Here is a 22,632-nt window from a genome sequence, read left to right on the forward strand (position 1 = left end):
GGGATCACGCCACGGCCGCCTGGGCCTTGGCTATTTCCTGATTGCGCAAAATAAAGCGTTGCAGCTTGCCGCTCGGGGTCTTGGGCAAGTCGCTGACAAATTCGATTTCCCGCGGGTACGCATGGGCGGCCAGGCGCTGACGCACATGCAGGCGCAACTCTTCAGCCAGCTCCGGGGTGGCACGGTATTGCTCACTGATCACCACAAAGGCTTTGACCAGCTCGGTGCGCTCCGGGCAAGGCTTGCCGACCACGGCAGCCTCGACCACCGCAGGATGTTCCACCAACGCGCTTTCCACATCGAAAGGGCCCACGCGGTAACCGGATGTAGTGATCACGTCGTCGCTGCGCCCGACAAAGCTGATGCTGCCGTCCGGGTTCAGCTCCACGGTGTCGCCGCTGAGGTAGTACTTGCCGACGAACGCCTTGGTTTTCACGCCGTCGTACCCGGCAAACCAGCACATAGGCGATTGCTCGCGGTCGATGGCAAGGATGCCGGGGTGGCCGGCAGGCAGCTCCTGGTGGTTGTCATCCAGCACCACGATGCGATGCCCTGGCGAGGCAAAACCCGCCGAGCCGACATGCACCGGATGCGCCAAACCATGGTGATTGCACAGCACCATGCCTAGCTCGGTCTGGCCGTAATGGTCGTGGATGGTCACGCCCAGGTTGTCGGCGAACCAGCGGATCACCTCCGGGTTCAATGGCTCGCCGGCGCTGCTGACGATGCGCAGCTTGCCCTTGATCGAACGGGCGAACTGTTCGCCACCGGCAATCAACAGCCGATACGCCGTGGGCGAACCGGTCAGGTTGGTGATCGAGTATTTATTGATGACCCGGCAGGTGCTTTCCAGAGTGAACGGGCCATCGTAGAAGGTGATCGGGTGCCCCATGGACAACGGCCCGGTCACGCCGAAATAGATGCCATAGGCCCAGCCAGGGTCGGCAACGTTCCAGAACGCGTCCTCGGGGCGCAAGTCCACGGCGTCGCGCATATAGCCCTGGAACGCGACGATGGCCTTGAGCGGTACCGACAGCGCCTTGGACGGGCCGGTGGTGCCGGAGGTGAACATCAGCAGGAACGGCTCCTCTGCGCCCAGCAGCACCGGCTCGCAGTGAGAAGAGTAATTGGGCAGTTCGGCCCAGAAGCTGTAGTCGCCCCGCACGATACCTTCGCCTTTGGCCCCGGCGACTGTGACGATGGTCGGGCAGCCGGCGACTTCGCCCAGCTTGGGGCGGTTCACCGCATCGGTGACCACCAGCGCTGCGCCAGAGCTGTTCAAGCGATGTTCAATCGCCTTGGGGCCGAACGCGGTAAACAGCGGCTGATAGACCGCGCCGATGCGCCACGTCGCCAGCACGACCACCAACAATTCGGCAGTACGGGGCAACAGGCCCGCCACCTTGTCACCGCGCTTGACTCCCTGGGCCAGCAGGAAGTTGGCGAAACGTGCGGCCTGCTCCTGCAGTTCGGTAAAGGTAGAGGTGGCGCTGCGCCCGTCCTTGCCTTCCCAGAACAACGCGATGCGCCCCGGCAGCGCGTGACGGTCACAGCATTCCACACAGGCATTGAGCGCCTGCAGATTGCCGGCCAGTGCGGCGTCGACGGTATGCTGGTAATCAAACTCGGTGGTGGCAGCCAAATACTCACGCATCGCTTCCTATCCTTCTGTGTTTTTATTTTCAGGACGTTTACAACTCGATAAACCGCTGAAATAGTCGCTCCAGAGCGGCGCAGCGGCAATGGTCAAAGCCTTCAACTTGGCTGACTGGTTTGGCCAGTCCGTAGTGAACACGGGGCGCTTTTTCGCTTTTCTGTGGGAGCTTTGCCCGCGAAGGCGGTGTGTCAGTTACCACACCTGTTACGGCATCACCGCTTTCGCAGGCAAGCCAGCTCCCACAGGGGTTATCTATCGCCCACGGAATCAGCGCCAAGCGCAAATCTCTGTGGGAGCGGGCTTGCCCGCGAAGGCGGTGTGTCAGTTACCACCTCAGTTACTGAACCACCGGTTTGACACTCGCCTTGCGCTGGCCGAAGCTGTCCACTTTTAGCTGCCCAAGCTTTCGGACGCCTGCATGTCAAAGTCACGCCGTTACTCCATCATCGGCCTGTGCGCCCTGTTGCTGATCGTACTGATCACCTGGTTTTTCTCCCGTACCCCGGCAGTGGCCGTCGCCCCGGCCATCGCCCATGGCTATTCCAAGGCCTTGAAGCAGGCGCATAACGGCGAGCCTGGCGCCGCACGTGTGTTGTACCAACAGCTGGGCCGGCCGGACCTGTCGCCCGAACGCCGCGCCGCCTTGCATGCGGAGCTGCCCAATTACCCCAGCCCCCAGGCGCTGAAACTGGCCGACAAAGACCTGGCCAATGAGTCGGCGCTGGTGCGCGAAGCCGCGATTCACAGCATCGTCGGCCTAGTGCCAACCGGCCAACGTACCTTACTGCTCGGCCCGGTGCTGGACGATCCGGAACAATCGGTGCGCTTTGCCGCCGCCAACGCCTTGCTCGGCCTGTCGCCCGATACCCTGGGTTTGTACTTTGGCCCACTGCAGCAGGTGCTCGACGAATTCGTGACAACGCTGAAGGCCCAGCCCGAAACGGCTGAAGGCTGGATTCAATTGGCGCGCCTATACATCCACAGCGCCCTGCTGCCGGAGGCGCAAAACGCCTTGGAGCAGGCAATGCGCTTGCAGCCGGACAACCTGCAAGCGGTGGTATCGCAAATCGAACTGCTGGACAAACAAGGAAAGACTGACGAGTCGCGTCAACTGCTGGCCCGACAATTGGCTGCGCACCCCGAATCGGCCTACCTGCAACATGCTCTGGGCATGTGGCTGCTGCACCATGGCGAGCGGCCCTACGCCCTGCTCGGCCTGTCCAAGGCGGTGGAGCTTGCGCCGGACAACCCGGATTATCGCTACGACCTGGCCACGACCCTGCACGCCCAGGACGAAGTAGAGGCAGCCCAGCGCCAGTTGGAAGAAATCGTCCAGCGTCACCCCGCCAACCGCAAAGCCCGCGTGCTGCTGGTCAACTACTGGAAAGAGACCGGCCAGTTGCAGAACGTCCAGGTGCTGCTCGCTCAACTGGAGCAACAGAACCCGGATGATCCGGCGCTACAGCAGGGCCTCTGACCTGCGATCAGTTCAGCACTGCAAAAACTTGTAAAAGCGCCCTCTCTTCGTACAAATCATTCAAAACGTTGAACCGCCAGTGGCCACTACGGTCAAGTGAATATGGCGCGTCCCATTCGGCGTGCCCCTCTACTTGTACGTGACCTGAGGGCACTTCTTGAGTACATCCAAACAGCTGTTGAGTGAAAAGGCGGCCACCGGCGTCGAAGGTCTTGATGACATTCTTGCCGGGGGGCTATCGCGAAGCCACGTGTTTTTGCTCGAAGGCGAACCCGGCACCGGTAAAACCACCGTGGCCCTGCATTTTCTGCGGGCCGGTGCGCAGAACGGCGAACGTTGCTTATATATCACCCTGTCCGAAACCGAGCACGAACTGCGCCAGGGTGCCAAATCCCACGGCTGGGACCTGGATGAGCATATTCATATCTTCGAGCTGACCCCACCGGAAAGCCTGCTCAACGCCGATCACCAGCAAAGTCTGCTGTACTCCTCCGACCTGGAGCTGGGTGAAGCCACCCGCCAGATCTTTGAAGTGGTAGAACGGGTCAAGCCAACCCGCGTGGTGGTCGACAGCCTGTCTGAGATCCGCCTTCTGGCGCAAAGCTCCTTGCGCTATCGCCGGCAGATCCTGGCGATCAAGCACTACTTCGTACGCTATGACGCCACCGTATTGCTGCTGGATGACCTGACCACCGAGACCCTGGATAAAACCGTGCACAGCGTGGCCCACGGCGTGATTCGCCTGGAAGAACTGACCCCCACCTACGGTGCCGAGCGTCGGCGTATCCGCATCGTGAAATACCGTGGCCAGAAATACCGTGGCGGCTTTCATGATTTCACCATCATGGGCGACGGCATTCACGTGTTCCCGCGCCTTGTAGCGGCCGAGCATCGCGGTGGTTATAACCGTCAAACCTTGAGCAGTGGCATCGAGGAGTTGGACTCTTTGCTCGGCGGTGGTATCGAGACCGGCTCCAGCAGCCTGATTCTCGGCCCGGCGGGTACCGGCAAGTCGCTGATCTCGATGATCTTCGCCGCCGCCGCCGTGGCGCGAGGCGAAAAGGCTGCACTGTTTATCTTCGATGAAGAACTGGGCCTGCTGTTCGAGCGCATGAAAAACATGGGCATTGATCTCGCCGCGCTACGGGACACCGGCAACCTGCTGATCGAACAGGTAGACGCCGCTGAACTCTCCCCCGGCGAATTTTCGCATCGGGTTCGTCGCTGCGTGGATGAGCGCGGCATCAAGACGGTGGTCATCGACAGTATCAACGGCTACCAGGCCGCCATGCCTGAAGAAAACGCGTTGATCCTGCATATGCATGAGCTGTTGCTGTACCTCAACCGCCGCGGTGCCGCGACCTTCATGACGGTGGCCCAGCACGGCCTGGTGGGCGACATGCAGACGCCGGTCGACATCACCTACCTGGCTGACACCGTGATCCTGCTGCGTTATTTCGAGGCTCTGGGCAAAGTTCGCCGGGCCATTTCGATCATCAAGAAAAGGACTGGCTCCCATGAGTCGACTATCCGCGAATATCGCATCGGCAGCCGTGGCATGACCGTGGGTGTTCCCCTGGATAACTTTCAGGGTGTGCTGCGCGGCATTCCAACCTATATGGGCGCCGGCTCCCCTCTGCTCAAGGATGAGGGCTAGTGCCGGCCTTGTCCCCCGTCTCCGAACGCGCCATCGTGCTGGCGCCCATGGGCCGCGATGGTTCATTGGCGCTGATGATGCTTAACGAAGCCGGCTACAGCGGCATCGTCGCCAGCAACCTGGGGCAAGTGTGCGAAGAACTGGCGCAAGGCGCCGGCCTGCTCATCATTGCCGCCGAGGCGCTGCGTGGCGTAGACCTTGAACCACTGCTCGAGCAACTGCACCAGCAGCCGGCGTGGTCCGACCTGCCGATCGTACTGATGACCCACCATGGCGGCAAAGAGCAGAACGGCTCCACCCGACTCAGTGGCTTGCTGGGCAACGTGACGTTTCTGGAGCGACCTTTCCACCCCATTACCCTGATCAGCCTGGTGAGCGCCGCGCTGCGCGGTCGGCGTCGCCAATACGAAGCACGGGACCGGTTGATTGACTTGAGCGAGAGTGAACTGCGGCTGCAGCGCATTCTGGAAACGCTCGAGCAGCAAGTGGAAGAACGCACGGCTCAACTGCGCCACAACGAAGAGGCCTTGCGCCAGTCGCAGAAAATGGAAGCCGTCGGCCAGTTGACCGGCGGTATCGCCCATGACTTCAACAATATGCTCACGGGCATTATCGGCAGCCTGGAACTGCTGCGCAGGCGGGTATCCCGAGGCAAACTGGATGATTTGGACAGCCTGATCGACCTGGGTGTGACCTCTGCCAATCGCGCGGCCAGCCTCACACACCGGTTGCTGGCGTTTTCACGCCGACAATCGCTTGACTCCAAGCCCGTGCAGATCAATCAACTGGTGGCAGCCATGGGCGAGTTGCTGCAACGCAGCATCAACGAAAGCATCAGCCTGGACATGCGTCTGAGCGATGCCCTGTGGACCGCCGAAGCCGACCCGAACCAGCTTGAAAGCGCCTTGCTCAACCTGGTGATCAACGCGCGCGACGCCATGCCCGCGGGTGGCACGCTGACCGTGGAGACCACCAATCGCCACCTCGACAGTGTCTTTACCGCCGCCTACGGCACCTTGACCCCGGGCGACTACGTAGAGCTGAGTGTCAGCGACAACGGTTGCGGCATACCGCAACACCTGATGGGCCGCGTGTTCGATCCGTTTTTTACCACCAAACCCATCGGCCAAGGCACCGGTCTTGGGTTGTCGATGATCTACGGCTTCGCTCGCCAGTCTCATGGGCATGTAACCATCCACAGCGAAGTCAACCAAGGCACGACGGTCAGCCTGTTTCTGCCGCGTTTCATTGGTGAGCCCCAGGCACAAGCGCCGCTCAACCCGACACTGCTGCCGTTTGCCAATGCTGGGGAAACGGTGTTGATTGTCGAGGATGACCCCGCGGTTCGGGTGCTGGTCAGCGCTGTGCTCAAAGAACTGGGGTATGGGTTTATCGAGGCTGGGGACGCGAATACGGCGGTACCGATCATTGAATCCGAACAGCGCATCGACCTGATGATCAGCGATGTCGGCTTACCCGGTATGAACGGCCGGCAACTGGCGGAAATCGGCCGGCAGATTCGTCCTCAACTCAAGGTATTGTTCATCACCGGCTATGCCGAGCACGCCGCCGTGCGAGGGGGGTTCCTGGATCCTGGCATGCAGTTGATCACCAAGCCGTTTACCTTCGATTTGTTGACCGCCAAGGTCCGAGAAATGATCAGGGCCTAGGGCGGTCACGCCACCTGATAAAAGGAAAACGTCGAGATGCGCAGGGTCTCAAGTTGTGGGGTATTACGCCAATAACCGCTGGATATGCTCCTGCAGCGTATCCAGATCGAACGGCTTGGCCAGGATCGGCGCATTGCGCGTGATGGGGCTGTGGCAGTCCAGAATTTCCTGCGGGTACCCGCTGATAAAGATCACCTTCAGCTCCGGACGCAATTTGATTGCCGGCTCGGCAATCTGCACGCCCGAGATCCCACCCGGCAGGCGGTAATCGGTGACCATCAAGTCCAGGTGCGGTTTGGTCGCAAGGATTTCGAAGGCCTGCTCCCCGTCGATCGCCTTCAAGACCCGGTAGCCCAAGCCTGCCAGGTACTCGCCCAGCACAAACATAATGGATTCGTCGTCCTCGACGATCAGTACGACATCTTGTGCATCTTCACTCATGGGAAGCCTTTGTCCGGTCAATTGCTGCAGTTACGACCATGGGGTCACGCAGAGGTTGCGTCGGGGTGACGATTGATTTCACTCGGCCACTTCCAAAGGCAGGCATACCCGGAACAGGGCGCCCTCACCTATCTGACTCTCGACCTCAATCGTGCCGCCATGGGCCGCCACGATCTGCTCGGAAATAAACAGGCCCAGGCCCAGGCCGGCTGCGGAATGGTTGGCCGAAACCCGTTCGAACTGCTGGAAAATACGCCTCTGGTTCTCCTCGCTGATACCAATGCCATGGTCGCGTACCTCTACCCGCGCTTCGCCATGCTCGGTATACACCCGCACCTGCACCGGGCTCTTGGCTCCGTAGCGCAGGGCGTTGGTCAGCAGGTTGGTGATCACCTGCTCGATACGGAACTCATCCCAACAGCCTTCCACCGGGCTTTCGGCCTGCAATTGCATGGACGACTCGGCGGCTGCCACTTGCGGCGCGAAGTTATCCACCAGGTTGCGTACCAGTTGCGCCAGGTCGATGCGTGCCGGGCGAATCGACAGCTTGCCGGTACGGATACGCGACACGTCGAGCATGTCCTCGATCAGGCGGATCAGGCTCTGGATCTGGCGCTCATCGCGGTCCACCATGGCGTGCATCTTGTCCAGGGTAAACGCCGCGGCGTTGTCCCTGGCCAGGTGCATCTTGCGCAGTTGGGTCTCCAGGATCAGCCCGTTGAGGGGCGTACGCACTTCGTGGGCAACAATCGACATGAAGTCGTCACGCATGCGCACCGCCTGCTCCAGCTCGGCCTGGGTGGCCTGCAGGCGCGTGAGCAACAGCTCCTGCTCACGGCGGCTGCGCTCCAGTTCTTCAACTTGCAGCTTCATCGCCTTGCTCTGGCGATACAGGTCGACGAACACATTGACCTTGCTCTTGACCGCATGGATATCCAGCGGCTTGTGCAGGAAGTCCACCGCGCCGCTTTCATAGCCCTTGAAGGCGTAGTTGAGTTCGCGCCCAGCGGCGCTGACGAACACGATGGGGATGTTCTTGGTCTTTTCGGTGCCGCGCATCAGTTCGGCCAGTTCGAAACCGTTCATGCCAGGCATCTGCACGTCGAGGATCGCCATGGCGAATTCATGTTCCAGCAACAGGGACAACGCCTCGTCGGCACTCAATGCCTTGAAGACCTGGCGATCCTCACGCTTGATCAGCGCCTCGAGGGCCAGCAGGTTTTCCGGCAGATCGTCGACGATCAGCAGTTTGGCCTGGACAGTACTTAACATGGGAAGGGTTCCAGGGAAGCCAGCAATGAGCCGATTCGGCTCAAGGAAAGAATATGGTCAGGTGTGTGCAAGGCCAGGGCCGCCAGGGGCATGACGGCAATGCGTGCCTCTTGTGGGTCCTGCACGATGGTAATGCCACCCGATTGCTTGACGTGGGCCAGCCCGCTTGCGCCGTCCTGGTTGGCGCCAGTCAACAAAATGGCGAGCAGGCGCGGCCCATACACATCGGCCGCCGAGGAAAACAGGTAGTCGATGGCGGGTCTGGAATGGTGCACCCGGTCTTCCTGGCTCAGGGACAGGCTGCGGTCCTGCTCTACCGAGAGGTGATAACCGGGCCCGGCAAAGTACAAGGTGCCGGCCTCCAGCGCTTCTTTGTCCCTGGCCTCCTTGACCGGGATGTTCAGGCGCCGGGCAAAGACTTCTGCCAGTTGGCTGCGGCGCTCGTCCGGCAGGTGCAGCACCGCAATGATCGGCAGAGCGAAGGTGCTCGGCAACTGGCCGAAAACACTCAGCAACGCCTCAACGCCGCCGGCGGAAGCGCCGACCACGATGGCTTCGATCCCCGAAATCGGGGTGTCTGGTGCGTCGCTCATGATTTTCGGTAGATCCGTTCCTGCTTGACCAAGGGCTCGAATTGTTTGCTGTAGGCGGAAAAATCCAGGGTTTCCTTGCTGCCCAACACCAAAAAGCCGCGATGACACAGCGACTCATGAAACAAGCCAAACGCTCGATCTTGCAATTTTTTATTGAAATAAATCAATACGTTACGACATGAAATTAATTGAGTTTCTGAGAAGACGCTGTCGGTCGCCAGGCTGTGGTCGGCAAAGGTCACGTTCTCGCGCAATGTCTTGTCGAAGATCGCGTAATCGTAAGCCGCCGTGTAGTAGTCAGCAAATGAACGTTGCCCGCCGGCCTGCTGATAATTGGCGGTATAGGCGCGCACGTTCTCCAGGGAAAAGATGCCCTGCTTGGCTTTATCCAGCGACGCGGGGTTGATGTCCGTGGCGTAGATGATGGTGCGTTCCAGCAAGCCTTCTTCACGCAGCAGGATGGCCATGGAGTACACCTCTTCGCCCGTGCTGCAGCCGGCGATCCAGATCTTGATCGACGGGTAGGTCTTGAGCAGCGGCACGACTTCCTGGCGAATCGCGAGGAAGTGCGACGGGTCGCGAAACATCTCGCTCACCGGGATGGTCAAGAATTGCAGCAACTGCATGAACGCGGCGGGGTCGTGCAACACGCGCTCTTGCAGTGCGGAAATGGTCGCGCAGTCGAACTGACGCAAGGCATGGGCCACACGGCGTTTGACCGAAGCGCCCGAGTAGTCGCGAAAGTCATAGCTGTACTTGAGGTAAATCGCCTCGATCAACAGGCGCAGCTCAATATCGCTGCTCTTATCCAAGAAACACTGCTCCACTTAAATGCGTTCCATCTTCGGTAGCCATACGCGAATCAGTGAGAACAGGCGGTCCAGGTCAATCGGCTTGGCCAGGTAATCGTTTGAGCCTGCTGCCAGGCAACGTTCCTGATCGTCCTTCATGGCCTTGGCCGTCACGGCAATGATTGGCAGTTTTTTCCAGCGTGGGTCCTGGCGGATCAAGGCGGTGGCCTCGTAACCGTCCATCTCCGGCATCATCACGTCCATCAGCACCAGGTCGATATCGTCCACTTCATTGAGCTTGTCGATGGCTTCCTGGCCGTTACGCCCGATCACCACCACCGCGCCTTTGTGCTCCAGGGCGCTGGTCAGGGCGAAGATATTGCGTACGTCGTCGTCCACCAACAGAATTTTGCGCCCCTCGAAGACCTTATCGCGGCTGCGGGCAGTCTTGAGCATCTTCTGGCGATCATGGGACAACTGGGATTCGACTTTGTGCAGAAACAGCGTGACTTCATCCAGCAGACGCTCGGGCGAGCGCGCGCCCTTGATGATGATCGAGCGTGAATACTTGCGCAGTTCGGCCTCTTCATCCCGGGTCAGGTTACGCCCGGTGTAGACGATTACTGGCGGGAACGAGCAGATGTCCTCGGTGGCCATACGCTTGAGCAGCTCGTTGCCGAGCATGTCCGGCAACTTGAGGTCGATGATCATGCAGTCGTAGATAGTGGTGCGCAGCAGGTCGAGGGCTTCCTGGGCAAAGCCTACGGCGGTGATCTCGATGTCATCGTCGCCGATCAGGCGGGCAATGCTGTCGCGCTGCAGGTCATCGTCTTCCACCAGCAGGATGCGCTTGACCTTCTGGGTCAACTTGGCTTCCAGGCGCGCAAACACGTCCTTGAGCTCTTCGCGGGTAGTGGGCTTGACGGCATAACCGATGGCGCCCATGTGCATGGCGGCTTCGACGCGGTCTTCCACGGAAATCACATGCACGGGGATATGGCGCGTGTTGGCGTGTTCCTTGAGGCGTTGCAGCACGGTCAGTCCGGAGTGGTCTGGCAGGCGCATGTCCAGCAGGATCGCGTCAGGGATGTACTGCTCGGCAAGGCTGTAGCCCTCGTCGGCACCGTGGGCGACCAGGCAGTGGTAACCCAACTCGTGAGCGAGGTCGAACAGGATTCGCGCAAAATTCGGCTCGTCTTCCACTACCAGGATGCAGCGGGTGCTGAACGGTGCTTTTTCGCGGTCGTCGGCAAAGCGTGGGATCAGCCTGGCGTCGGCCACCGGCAATGGCGACACCTTGACCGGCGCAGGCGCTGGTGCGACCACCACTTGGCGCGGTGGCTCGATCGGCGCCGCGTCCTCGTCGCGTTCGACATACTGTTCAGGCAATACGAGCGTGAAAATACTGCCTTTGCCCGGTTCGCTGGTCACACTGATATAGCCGCCCAGCAAGGTGGCCAGGTCACGGGAAATCGACAAGCCCAGGCCTGTACCGCCGTAACGGCGATTGGTGGTGCCGTCGGCCTGGCGGAAGGCTTCGAAGATGCTTTCCTGTTGATCCGGGGCGATACCAATGCCGGAATCGCGCACGGTAAAGGCAATGCCCTCCCCCGGCGCGCGGGACACCGACAGACTGACCTCGCCCTGTTCGGTGAACTTGATGGCATTGGACAACAGGTTCTTGAGGATCTGCTCCAGGCGTTGGCGATCAGTAAACAGCAGGGTTGGCGAGCCTTGCTGCACGTCCACCTGGAAGCCCAGTTTGCGGTCCATTGCCAGTGGCTCGAACATGCCACGCAGGCCATCTACCAGGCGTTCGACGCTAGCGTTTTCCGGGCGCACTTCCAGCTTGCCGGCTTCGACCTTGGAAATATCCAGGATGTCGTTGATCAGGTTGAGCAAGTCATTGCCGGCTGAATAGATCGACTCGGCGAACTTCACCTGCTCGGCGCTGAGGTTTTCCTGGGGGTTATCTGCCAGCAGTTTGGCCAGGATCAGCGAGCTGTTCAGCGGTGTACGCAGCTCGTGGGACATGTTGGCCAGGAATTCGGACTTGTACTTGCTGGAACGCTGCAGCTCATCGGCACGGTCTTCCAGCTCCAGTTGGGCCTGGTTCAGCTCGATGTTCTTGCGGTCCATGGCGTCGCGCTGTTCGGCCAGGGTCTGGGTCTGTTCGGCGAGTTGCTCGTTGGTCTGCTCCAGCTCAGCCTGCTGGGTTTCCAGGTGGGCCTGGGATTCCTTGAGGATGCGCGACTGTTCTTCCAGCTCTTCGTTGGCGGTTTTGAGCTCTTCCTGCTGCACTTGCAGTTCTTCGTTGAGCTGCTGGGTCTCGGCCAGCACTTCCTGCAAGCGCTGGCGATAGCGCGCGGCTTCGATGGAGGTGCCGATATTGCCGGCGATCAGTTCCAGCAGTTCGATATCACGCTCATCCAGCGGGCGCAGGAAACCCAGCTCGACCACACCGTTGACGCGGTCGTCATCGCTGGTGGGCACCACCAACACACTACGGGTCGCGCCCTCGCCCAGTCCCGAGCTGACCTTGAAGTAATCCACCGGCACATCGTCCAGGCGAATCAGGCGACCGCGCTGGGCGGCCTGCCCGACGATGCCTTCGTCGCTGTAGATCGACTGTTCCTGTTGTTCCTGCTCGCGGGAGAAGCCATACGTGGCCACACGCTTGAGGCCGCCGTGTTCTTCACGCACGTACAGCGCCGCGACGGCCGAGCCCATGTATTGGGCGAAGAACTGCAGAATATTGCGTCCCAGCATGTTCAGGGTCAGTTGGCCCAACACTTGCTCGGCCAGTTCGGTCTGGCCATTGCGCAGCCAGGCGGTTTGCTCCAGGCGCCGCGCAATCTTCTGTTGTGACGCGAGGTTTGCACTGTAACTATTTGAAAGTGAAACTAAATTCTTCCTGCCGATATAGGCCAGAAAACCACTTAGCCCGAGTACAAACACTAGGTAAAGCGCAACACTGATCACCGTCGTGCGGGTGACTTCTGCGTTACGGGTGATACGGAACTGCTGCTCCATCGCCACCGCGTCTTCGTATTCCTTGCGAATTTCATCGGTGAGCCGCTTGCCCCGGCCCGCCTTGACCGCGCCACGGTAATCACCGCTGTTGCGCTGCAGCTCAATCATCGACTGCGCGTAGTTGTTCCATTCGGTTTGCAAGGTTTCCAAGCGCTTGAGTCGGTCGACCTGCTGCGGGTTGTCGGCCACCAGATCCTGCAAATTGCGCAGGTCGGCAATGATCCGCGGCTTGGCCACTTCGTACGGATCAAGGAAGTGCTCGTCACCGGTGATCAGGAACCCGCGCATGCCCGTTTCCAGGTCAACCGTCAGTTTGGACGTCTCATTGAGGTTGTTAATGACGCGGTCGGTGTGCTCCACCCACTGGATCACCGAGAGCAGATAGGTAATCAGGCAGACGAAAAACACCGCGCTGAGCACGCCCACGCCCAAGGGCAGGGCCACGTTTCGGCTCAGCAGGGTACGAAAGCTTTTTTCATCGACGGACGACGCGGGTGTCATGGGCATGCCTTGGCCAAATGCGGGAAAACCGCAAGTTTGCCCGAATAACATCGCTCAACGCTATGTTTGTGCGTTGATTGGCAGCGAATGCGGTCAAGCGCATGGCGCCGGTACCTTTGTGAGCCATCACGCAAGCTGACGGGACTTTTTGCCTCGCTAAGGTCACAATGCCAGCAATTGCTTCGGAACTTGCTGGCATTGTTATTACTCACAATCTAGTTGCCTTTAAGCCCAGCGCTCCCACTGTTCAGGAAAGTTCACTATGTCCCACACCTCCACCATCCTTGTAGTCGAAGACGACCCCATCGTGCGCATGCTGATCGTCGATGTCCTCGAAGAGTTGGAGTTCAAGGTGCTCGAAGCCGCGGATGCTGGGGAAGCACTGGCGCAGGTGCAAAATATCGACCAGATCATCGACCTGATGATGACCGACGTTGGCCTGCCCGACATGGACGGCAAACAACTGGCAGCCAAGGTCCGTGAACTGCGCGCTACCCTGCCTATCCTGTTTGCCAGCGGCTATGCCGAAAACATTGATGTGCCCGACGGCATGCAGGTGATTGGCAAGCCGTTTTCGATCGATCAGTTGCGTGACAAAGTCAAATCCATGCTCTAACGCCCCTTCTCCATCGTCCTTTGCAGAGATTAACGTGACGACCGGCCGATAAAACAGGAAACTCAGCGCCTTCACGCCACGCTCTCAGATAGCACTCAGGAAGGACGCAACAACATGATTGGAAAACCGACGCGCCTGCTGTTGGCGAGCCTCTCGATACTCATGAGCTCCGGCGCCTGGGCTGACTTCACCGCCAGCCCCAGCGAAGCCAGGGCCATCGCCAAGGAAGCCTACTTGTACGGCTTCCCGGTGGTGCAGATGTACAAGACGCTCTACACCCAGGCCGTTGATAAAGGCGGTGCCCACTTCAAGGCGCCGTTCAACCGTATCGACAACAGCGCCCAGGTGCTCACCCCCAAGGACAACGCAGTTACCACTCCTAACGTCGACACGCCGTACTCGTTCGTGTGGATGGACTTGCGCAAAGAGCCGCTGGTGCTGACCCTGCCCAAGATTGAAGACGACCGCTATTACTCGGTGCAGTTGATCGACCTCTATACGCAGAATTTCGCCTACCTGGGCACCCGCAGTACCGGCAATAACGGCGGGCACTACATGATCGCCGGGCCAGACTGGAAAGGTCAGCAGCCGGTGGACATCGACCGTGTGGTCTACAGCGAAAGCAACATCGCTTACGCGCTTTACCGCACGCAACTGTTTGATGATAAAGACCTGGGCAAGGTCAAGCAGATCCAGAGCGGCTACAAGGTGCAGGCGCTGAGCAGTTATGTGAAGCAACCCGCCCCCGCCAACGTGCCGAAGGTCCAATGGCCCAAGCCGATGGCGACCATGACCGAAGGCCCGCAACTGTTTCGCTACCTGAACTTCATGCTGGCCTTCGCCGCGCCCCAGGACAGTGAAAAAGATTTGCTGGCGCGCTTTGCCAGGATCGGTATTGCCCCGGGCGCGCCGTTCAAGGTCAACCAGTTGACCGCCGAGCAGCGCAAGGCCCTGGAAGATGGCATCGCCGATGGCCGCGCTGAGTTCGCCGCGTTCAAGAAGGCCAAGGTCGACACTCGCCAAGTGACCGGCGCAGACTTGTACGGCAGCCGTGACCACCTGCAAAACAACTACCTGTACCGCTACGCCGGTGCCGAGCTGGGGATGTTCGGCAACTCCAGTGATGAAGCCGCGCACTTGAGCTACGTCATCGACAGCGAGGGCAAACCGGCCAATGGTGCACGCCACAGCTACACCGTGCATTTTGCCAAGGACCAGTTGCCGCCGGCTGATGCGTTCTGGTCGCTGACGATGTACGACGCCAAGACCAAACTGCTGGTGCCAAACCACAAGAAGCGCTACCTGATCAACTCGCAGATGCTGCCGACCCTCAAGCTCGATGCCGATGGTGGCTTGACCCTGGCGCTGCAGCACCACGAACCTCCCAAGGCTGAGCAGAGCAACTGGTTGCCGGCCCCACCCGGCCCGTTTTACGCGGTCTTGCGCATTTATCTGCCCAAGCCCGAAGTTGCCAGCGGCCAGTGGAAGCTACCAGCGTTGACGCCGCTTAAATAAGCTCTGCAAATAAAAAAGCGCGACGGGCGATGACCCGCCGCGCTTTTTTTTGACTCAGTGTTTTTTCAGTTTCACGTAGGACTGGTGCAGGTCCGACGCCCAACCGTCGATGACGCTTTTCACATCGTCGGCCTTCATCACTTGGGAGTCATTAGCCAGCGGCTTGCCGGTACCTTTGCGCACCACTTGGGCCAGCACTTTATGAGTGGCGCCATCGAGGAACTGCGCCTCGGTGCCCAGGGTGGTCTCCTGGTCGCGAATGCCGGTGCCCGTGCTCACTGCCGCGGCCACCAGGGCGACGGGAATAAACTCATATGGCTTGAGACTCTCGGTCTTGCTGCTCACGGCGGTAATCGCCGCTCTCACAACAATTACCCCTGGGCCTGGGGCATTGGCCACGGGCAGTGACTGAGCCAGCTCGCGCTTGAGCGCCTGGTTGTAATAGTCATTGATGCCCCGCAACGTGCTCTCGGGAATTCGGGAAGTGGCCTGGGGCTTGGGGTAAAACTGAGTGGGTTCGATGTAGACCGCGGTGTAGCGACTCAGGTCCAGCTGTGGATCAACCCAGCGCATCACCTCGGCCCCCGACGGTGACCTGGCCTCCTTGAGCTGGCTGTAGTTGGAAAGAAACCCTGAATACTCATTCGGTTGCACCACTTTGCTCGCGCAACCAACCAAACCGAGCGAGGCGACACACAATGTGCCGATCATTAGCCTTAGCTTCATTAGTGAACTCCCTGGCGACCATCATCGTAAGAATGAGCTATAGGTATAGCCAATACTTGGGCAGCACACCTGATTTCGCTCGGCGCCAGCCAGTACATGCGTTAAACATTCAGGTCAGAAGCGGAAATCGGAGTCCGCGATTCGCCCATATATGTTTACCATGAAGTCTTCTTTTTTGTCGCCATCGAAATCGAAACGCAAAATGGTGACATTATAGCTGCGATAATATTCGTTGGTAACTTTGAGCCGAGGGTGGGCTGCGCGCAGGGCTGAAATATCCAATTTGTCCTTGCCGCTGACGAAATCCATTATTGCGGTGTTTGCGAAGCTGGCAGATGAGTCGTTCGCGCCGATAACGAAGGTATTTTTACCCGGCCCGCCTGTCAGCCGGTTAAAGCCAGAGTTCGCCTTGACATAAAAAATGTCATCGCCCTCACCGCCCTCCAGTTCGTTACCGACGTCATTGCCAATTAAAATGTCATTGCCAGCACCGCCAATAGCCCGTTCGATGGTGACGCCATTGGCGATCGAAACGTTGCCTAGGCCTCCCCCAACATTAGAGAAACTGCCCGATTTCAAGTTGAGAACCTGATCTTGCCTGAAGGCGGAGAAATCGAAGGTGTCATTACCATCGGCGTCCCACACGCAAAACACCGGCAAGTCGTCGCTCGACTGCAGTTTGAATACGTCACGGTCGGCATTGGAGTTAAAGCCATACGTCGTATCTCCGGTACGCGCTTGGAGGTTCGCACCGAATTTATCTTGCGTGACTGCAATATCATCCATCATCAGCGCACTTGAATACTGAATTTCCTCACCATGGGCTTTACTAAAGCGATGGTCTGAGCGACTTTCCAAATGAGGACTCCTTACCGTGTAAGCCAGCGTATTTTCCGAGTAGTTGCTTCTCGATACTGCGGACGCTGGGTCAGGAAGACCTAATTTAAAGGCCACCGCCTTTGCAATGATGTGACGCCCAAAACTATTGGGCTTTTCCAGCCCATCTGCATGGCGCTGGCTCAGCGATACCTGCACCCTGCCGGGCTCGGCATCGGACACGGGTTTATACCAGGGCGCCTGCCACTTGAAGCTACTGCCATCGACCTTGATCTGCATATGATGGGATTTTGCATTGACAGACTCTTTGAACCGAATATTTGCAGTATCGCTGAAATTATTCAGGGTCTCACGGATCACGCCTTTTTGTGCTTCTGTGAACTGGCTGGTCGCGCCTCCCGTTTCGGCATGATTGGCGAACTCATACGTCACCTCCGCAGGGTCCCCGGAACCGAGTGAACCGGCAAATCCGGCTGCACCTTTTGACCCTTCTAATACTTGGTCCATGGACAATGAAACTTGGCGATGTTTATTTTTATTGCCGCGCTCGTCTGCATGAGCAATCCCGACGACAGCCCTGTGCGCCTCGCTGGTGGCGTGTGCCCTTGCCAAAGCAATGTTCGGATCAATATTCATGAGGTAGTCCTATGGAAACTTGGAATTTGTCTACTCGCCTGACGGCAGGCCAGTGACCTGCGTATCAGTGGTATTCCTACGCAAAACAGTTCCAAAAACTCACCTGGCAGCCGACGCCTATCTACCTGATGCTCCGCGACCCAACGGTGGGAGCGTGGCTTCGGCCCTGGGCGCATCGAACGAAGGATGCTCTGACAGAAGGCGCTGCCACTGCATTCGAAACCAGGGCGTGAATGGCGCTCGGGGCTCTGCAAGCTGGGCCGTTATTTCGGCGCGGGTCAGCCACTTGATATCGCTGACTTCCTCTGGGACGGGCGAGACCTCAGCGTCAGATTGAGCAACAAGCACATGACAGAGTTCATGCTCGGCGCCGATCGAGCCAAACAAAGCATGATACTCAAAGTGATAGAGCGCACGGCACGAAGCCCAGACGCCTAGCTCTTCACGCAGACGACGAGAGGCGGCATCCAGAATAGACTCGCCAGGTGCCGGATGACTGCAGCAAGCATTCGACCAGAAACCTGCCCAGAGCATTTTATCCGCCGCCCGACGCTGAAGCAGATGACGCCCACGGCTGTCAATCAAGTGCACTGAAAAAGCGCGATGAAGCTGCCCTGCTCCCAGGTGAGCATCGCGTTTATCGCACACGCCAATCTGTACATCCTGTGCGTCGACTAACACTACCTCGTGGATCATGCTGGATCTCCTTCTGTGCAATGAGGCGCTCGCGCCACACAGTATCAAGCTAAAGAATTTGTCCCCAGGCACTGACCAAGGTCAACGCGGCGTCGGTGAACGCTGGATCGGCACGCAGCATGGCCATGGCATCCAGGTCGGCTTGGGTGAGTAACCCAAGTTCCAACAATGCAGGCCCTGCCTGAGCGGTGGTTGCTGCCCAGAAGGCATCTGCCGGGCTGTTGTCGCCGATTCGGCCTTCGAGGGTTCGATGCCCCACGTTGACTAGCCCCCGGTCACGTAGCCGATCAGGCAGCCCATCGGCCCAAAACATGTCCGACCCGATGGACTGTTCCAACAGTGTGATTCCGGCCTGGGCGACTTTGCGCAACAACGGGTTCGTCGTTCCAAGGCTCGGTTGCAGGCTCACATCTTCGATCACCAACCAGCCTCCGGGACGTAACCAAGTGGCGGCTCGCGTCACTATCTCCTCGCGGTCAGTGAGGTGACACAACAGCGCCCGGGCGTGCACCACGTCAAACGATGCGGCAGGAAAATCATCGGTCGTGACATTGTGGGTCATGACCTTGATGCCAGGAATATCGACCAGGAAGCGGGTATCGATATCCGTGGCGGTAACCGTTGCGTCGGGATATCGCTGGCTCAACCAGCCCGCGAGCGATCCGGCACCGGCGCCCAGATCAAGGATGGCGGGCGCGTCCGGCAGATCCAACAGTTCAAAAACCCTATGGCTTAACGGGTCAAAGGCGCGCTCCAGGGTTTGCAACCTCGCCAATTGGCCTGCGTGTTGGTCCGCGAGATAGCTGCGGGTGTAGCCGGTTTGCTCGGTGAAAACAGATGTGGTCAAAGCACGACCTCCAATTGATCAGGGCAGCGATTGAGAAACCCGCGCTCTTCGGGCTTGAACCCCGGAGCCCAGCGTAGGTTGGGAAAGGTCTGCAGCAGCATGCGCGCGCCAATCGTGATCTCCATCCGAGCGAGCATGGAGCCCAGGCAGAAGTGGCGCCCCGCTCCGAAAGCGAAATGGCTGGTCGCCTGTTCGGCGCGCAACATATTGAAGGTGTCCGGGTCGCTGAACCGGGCCGGATCACGGTTGGCCGAACCGATCAGGCAGGCCAGGGTTGCGCCACCAGGAATTGTTCCCGACGGCAGTTGCAGCGGTTCAGTCGCCTCCCGCAGCACAAGTTGCAATGGCGGGTTGCGTCGCAGGGTTTCGGTGAGGGCGTTGTCCATCAGTGCTGGATCAGCGATCACCGCCTCTTTCACGCCAGGTTCGCTCAACAGGTTGACAATCAGATTCGCCAGGGCGCCGTGACTGGTCTCGCTGCCCGCCGTCATCAGGATCGCGCAATAGGACCGTACAAAGGACTCGGACAATGGCTGGTCGTCAATGCGTGCCGCCAGGAGTTGTGAAATCAAGTCGTCCCTGGGTTCTATACGCCGAGCGTCGATGTAGGGCTGGATAAAGTCGTAAAAACTGTCTCGGTTGGATAACCCGCCGGTCAACAGCGCTGGGTCCTGACGATAGTTGCCCATGTACGCGAAGCCGATGGCACACCAACGCTTGAGCCGCTCCACCTCCTCCCGTGTGTGTGCCGGAAGGCCCAATGCATGAGCCATCACTCGCACCGGCAGCGCGGCGGTGAAATCGGCAATCAGGTCGACCTGAGGCCGGCCCCGCATACGCGCCAGCAAGTCTGCGGTCACTGCGGTGACAGACGCTTCGAGCGCCACCAGCGCCTTGCTGCGAAACGACGGGGTGAGCAATGCTCGGTGCTGGGCGTGTTCGCAGCCGTCCATGGTCACAATGGTGTGCCCCAGCAGCGGCCCAATCTGCCAGGTGTAATTGCGATTGCTTGCCCCTGGATGGGTCAACGCGGCTTTGACATCCACATGCCGACTGACCAGCCAAACATCGGTGGGCTCGTCGTACGCGATCGGCAGTGTGGTGCGTAAACGCTCATACAAGGGGTACGGGTCGATTTCGAACTGGCGGGACTTGAGGGTCGGCGGAGTCAGCGCCAGATCCACTTGTCGGCTGTGCTGTACCGCGCAGCCATCGGCCTGTAGGTGATAGCGCGAAACGCTGCGATGCCAGTCCCCCGCCGCCCGGACAACCTGACGCAACCGGTCCGGATCGGTCGCAGCGCACGGCGGGTAAAGGGCATGCTCGGTAGCGGCTGCCGTGAATTGCGTAACTGCCGTGTTGACCATCTGATGGGCTGCTTCTATCGCGCCAGGCCAGTCCAGGCCAGCGGTGTGCGCGAGTATCGACACCAGATTGAAGCGCTCGCCACACACCACATCTTTGGCAACCGAGTGGATATCGTTCGTCCACGCAATGATATCGGCAGCGTGCTTACGCAACCTGCTCCACGTTTCCACCTGTGCAGGATGCTCGTACGGGTCCAGGGCTTCGGCACCATCGATCAGATCAAAAAAGAACAGGGCGCCGAAGGAATCCCGGCGCAACGGCAGATACTCAGCCAGGGCGAGCGCCGTATCGGTTTCTCGCATGCGTACCTGCGCCGCCTGCGCGCGCAGATGCTCGATCAAGTGCCCCGCCAGCCTCTGCCGCCAAGGCCCGCTGCCCCAACGCTGGGTCTCGGGCCACAAGTCGTCGACCAGAACAGCCAGCATCGGGTCCTCGAACCGCCCGCGTTCACCTGACGGCACAGCATCGCCGCTGTCGGTCAACGCCTGCACGGCGGCGATGAAATGCTCCAGCGCGCCGTTTTCCGCCCAGGGTCCGTCATCAATACGGTCATCCAGCGTAAGCGCCCACAGGTACCAGCACACCAGAGTCTGCGCTCGGTGCGTGGGCGCCCGCCCGCACAATGCTATTCCCAGGTCGAGCAGTGCCGTGGTGGTCAACCGATGCGCGCCACGCCTGCCGATCAAACCGTATCGCTGCGCCCAAGCAAGCGCATGCGCACGCAGCCGTTCAGTGTCGGCACGCGGCGGTGCAACGGCGAAAGGTAGCTGGATATCGGGAATAGTGAGCGGCGCCGGTGACGAATGACTGTTGTGGCGGGTATCGGTGTCGCCTTCACAGTGTTGCGCTGCCATGAAAAGCTCCTCTGGAATCAAACTTTCAGTAGGGCTGACTTTATTTGAAATCAAAAACGCAGGATGTGAGAGGTATCCGAAGGTCACCCGGCAATGGCGGTCTTTCGGCGTAGGGGAAAACGGAGCGTCGCCATCAGCTCAGGGGCTGCTGGGTCGTTCGTGCTGATTAGAAAGGGGGTTTTCAGAAAAATATACTGTCATTTCTCACAGGTATGGACGAGTCGCCCAACACCGAACAATGACCGATCACCCACGTTGCTTGAACTGCTCCGGTGAATGGGTCGGCAACTGCGTATGACTCATCGGCATCGAGTGGGTAAGGTGAAGGCTCATCCTTTTTCAGGAGCACCCTATGCGCACCATCGGCCTTATCGGCGGCATGAGCTGGGAGTCCAGCGCCGAGTATTACCGCCTTATAAACCAGCGCGTACGCGACCGTCTTGGCCCGCTGCGGTCGGCGCAAGTGTTGATGTACAGCGTGGATTTCGGCCCGGTGGAACAGGCTCAGCACGCCGGGCGTTGGGACGATGCCGCGCTGATCCTGGAAGATGCCGCACGGCGCTTGCAGGCCGGGGGCGCTGATTGTGTGGTGCTGTGTACCAACACCATGCACTTGGTGGCACCGCGTATTGAGGCGGCGGTATCGATCCCCTTCCTGCACATTGCTGATGCCACGGCGGCGGCGGCTCTGGAGGCCGGAACCCTGACGGTAGGCTTGCTGGGTACCGCATTCACCATGGAGCAGGACTTCCTCAAGTCCCGCCTTGCCGCCCAGGGGCTCAACGTGCTGGTGCCAGAGGTGGATGAACGCCAGGAGGTGCACCGAATCATCTATGAAGAACTGTGCGTGGGCATCATCAGTGACACCTCGCGCCAGTTGTACCAGCGGGTGATCCAGGCACTTGCTGCACGAGGCGCCCAGGCAATCATCCTTGGCTGCACGGAAATCTGCCTGCTGATCCAGCCCGAACACAGCGCCCTGCCGCTGCTGGACACCACCGCGCTGCATGCGCAGGCGGCGGTGGGGTTTGCCTTAGAGGCTTAGGTATCGACACAACTTTGTGGTCCTTACCTGAATAACGGGTATGTACTCGGTCTAATCCAACATCCTGGCGGGCTGTCAGACCGCTTTCGCGGGCAAGCCCGCTCCCACAGGGGATCTGTACCAGACGCTGATTCTGTGGGCAATGCATGACCCTTGTGGGAGCTGGCTTGCCTGCGATAGCGGTGGTTCAGTTGTAGATTCAGTGACTGACACTCCGCCTTCGCGCGCTTGCCCTAATGCCAGTCAGTTATGAGCTAGAGCAGACAACCAGTGACTTGTGGCGAGGGAGCTTGCTCCCGCTGGACTGCGCAGCAGGCCCATTTTTTGGCCGCTTTGCGCCCCCGGCGGGGGCAGCGCCCCCCCCACAGTTACCCCTTCTTTATTTAATGACTGGCATTTG

Annotated in this window: 17 protein-coding genes; 6 read left to right on the forward strand and 11 right to left on the reverse strand. The window is 59.4% G+C overall.

The annotated features are described in order from the left end of the window. Positions 1-4: 4 nt before the first annotated feature. A complete protein-coding gene (locus tag GIV35_RS09630; RefSeq protein ID WP_236264549.1) occupies positions 5-1,654 on the reverse strand; it encodes an AMP-binding protein in 1,650 nt (549 codons plus the stop codon). Between the two features lie 421 nt (positions 1,655-2,075). Between GIV35_RS09630 and GIV35_RS09635 the strand changes: the two genes are divergently transcribed. From GIV35_RS09635 to GIV35_RS09645, 3 genes are all read left to right on the forward strand, one after another. After that, the gene (locus GIV35_RS09635; protein WP_096144636.1) at positions 2,076-3,134 is read left to right on the forward strand and encodes a tetratricopeptide repeat protein; all 1,059 of its coding nucleotides are present in this window, start codon (positions 2,076-2,078) and stop codon (positions 3,132-3,134) included. 157 nt (positions 3,135-3,291) lie between these two features. Then, on the forward strand, positions 3,292-4,791 hold the full coding sequence (locus GIV35_RS09640; RefSeq protein ID WP_236264548.1) for an ATPase domain-containing protein: 1,500 nt from the start codon (positions 3,292-3,294) through the stop codon (positions 4,789-4,791). After that, entirely contained in the window at positions 4,791-6,461 is a 1,671-nt protein-coding gene (locus tag GIV35_RS09645) for an ATP-binding protein (protein ID WP_105226863.1), read from the forward strand. Before GIV35_RS09640 ends, GIV35_RS09645 begins: the two co-directional genes overlap by 1 nt. A 63-nt stretch (positions 6,462-6,524) precedes the next feature. On the opposite strand, the gene GIV35_RS09650 is transcribed toward GIV35_RS09645, so the two are convergent. The 5 genes from GIV35_RS09650 to GIV35_RS09670 form a co-directional block, all read right to left on the reverse strand. Further along, positions 6,525-6,902, reverse strand: a complete 378-nt coding sequence (locus GIV35_RS09650) for a response regulator (RefSeq protein ID WP_032897270.1) — start codon at positions 6,900-6,902, stop codon at positions 6,525-6,527. A 78-nt stretch (positions 6,903-6,980) separates the two neighbouring features. After that, positions 6,981-8,174 (reverse strand): hybrid sensor histidine kinase/response regulator, encoded by a 1,194-nt coding sequence (locus GIV35_RS09655; RefSeq protein WP_105226864.1) that lies wholly within the window; start codon positions 8,172-8,174, stop codon positions 6,981-6,983. Then, positions 8,168-8,767: a chemotaxis protein CheB gene (locus GIV35_RS09660; protein WP_213153031.1), complete on the reverse strand. Its 600-nt coding sequence runs from the start codon at positions 8,765-8,767 to the stop codon at positions 8,168-8,170. The genes GIV35_RS09655 and GIV35_RS09660 overlap by 7 nt, the downstream gene beginning before the upstream one ends. Continuing rightward, entirely contained in the window at positions 8,764-9,594 is an 831-nt protein-coding gene (locus GIV35_RS09665; protein WP_019817062.1) for a CheR family methyltransferase, read from the reverse strand. The genes GIV35_RS09660 and GIV35_RS09665 overlap by 4 nt, the downstream gene beginning before the upstream one ends. Then, positions 9,595-13,092: a response regulator gene (locus GIV35_RS09670; RefSeq protein WP_236485926.1), complete on the reverse strand. Its 3,498-nt coding sequence runs from the start codon at positions 13,090-13,092 to the stop codon at positions 9,595-9,597. Positions 13,093-13,354: 262 nt separating this feature from the next. Here GIV35_RS09670 and GIV35_RS09675 point away from each other — a divergent pair, with 262 nt between their 5' ends. Together GIV35_RS09675 and GIV35_RS09680 are read left to right on the forward strand one after the other, a co-directional pair. Next, positions 13,355-13,708 (forward strand): response regulator, encoded by a 354-nt coding sequence (locus tag GIV35_RS09675; RefSeq protein WP_105226866.1) that lies wholly within the window; start codon positions 13,355-13,357, stop codon positions 13,706-13,708. 114 nt (positions 13,709-13,822) lie between these two features. Continuing rightward, positions 13,823-15,223: a DUF1254 domain-containing protein gene (locus GIV35_RS09680; RefSeq protein ID WP_213153032.1), complete on the forward strand. Its 1,401-nt coding sequence runs from the start codon at positions 13,823-13,825 to the stop codon at positions 15,221-15,223. A gap of 54 nt (positions 15,224-15,277) precedes the next feature. On the opposite strand, the gene GIV35_RS09685 is transcribed toward GIV35_RS09680, so the two are convergent. The 5 genes from GIV35_RS09685 to GIV35_RS09705 all read right to left on the reverse strand — a co-directional run bounded on the left by GIV35_RS09685 (position 15,278) and on the right by GIV35_RS09705 (position 21,187). Then, complete coding sequence (locus GIV35_RS09685) at positions 15,278-15,949, reverse strand: DUF3313 domain-containing protein (protein ID WP_105226868.1); 672 nt, start codon at positions 15,947-15,949, stop codon at positions 15,278-15,280. Positions 15,950-16,063: 114 nt separating this feature from the next. Then, the gene (locus GIV35_RS09690) at positions 16,064-17,422 is read right to left on the reverse strand and encodes a M10 family metallopeptidase C-terminal domain-containing protein (protein ID WP_236265700.1); all 1,359 of its coding nucleotides are present in this window, start codon (positions 17,420-17,422) and stop codon (positions 16,064-16,066) included. Positions 17,423-17,539: 117 nt separating this feature from the next. Then, on the reverse strand, positions 17,540-18,118 hold the full coding sequence (idi, locus tag GIV35_RS09695) for an isopentenyl-diphosphate Delta-isomerase (RefSeq protein ID WP_198715817.1): 579 nt from the start codon (positions 18,116-18,118) through the stop codon (positions 17,540-17,542). 49 nt (positions 18,119-18,167) lie between these two features. Then, on the reverse strand, positions 18,168-18,965 hold the full coding sequence (locus GIV35_RS09700; protein WP_200647836.1) for a class I SAM-dependent methyltransferase: 798 nt from the start codon (positions 18,963-18,965) through the stop codon (positions 18,168-18,170). Then, positions 18,962-21,187 carry a cytochrome P450 gene (locus GIV35_RS09705; RefSeq protein ID WP_236485927.1) on the reverse strand — a complete coding sequence of 742 codons (2,226 nt, stop codon included), beginning with the start codon at positions 21,185-21,187 and terminating at the stop codon, positions 18,962-18,964. Before GIV35_RS09705 ends, GIV35_RS09700 begins: the two co-directional genes overlap by 4 nt. A gap of 352 nt (positions 21,188-21,539) precedes the next feature. Here GIV35_RS09705 and GIV35_RS09710 point away from each other — a divergent pair, with 352 nt between their 5' ends. Next, a complete protein-coding gene (locus GIV35_RS09710; RefSeq protein ID WP_223023595.1) occupies positions 21,540-22,232 on the forward strand; it encodes an aspartate/glutamate racemase family protein in 693 nt (230 codons plus the stop codon). Positions 22,233-22,632 lie beyond the last annotated feature (400 nt).

The sequence above is a fragment of the Pseudomonas sp. PA-1-6B genome (assembly GCF_021609545.1).
GTDB classification, from domain to species: Bacteria; Pseudomonadota; Gammaproteobacteria; order Pseudomonadales; family Pseudomonadaceae; genus Aquipseudomonas; species Aquipseudomonas fluorescens_BV.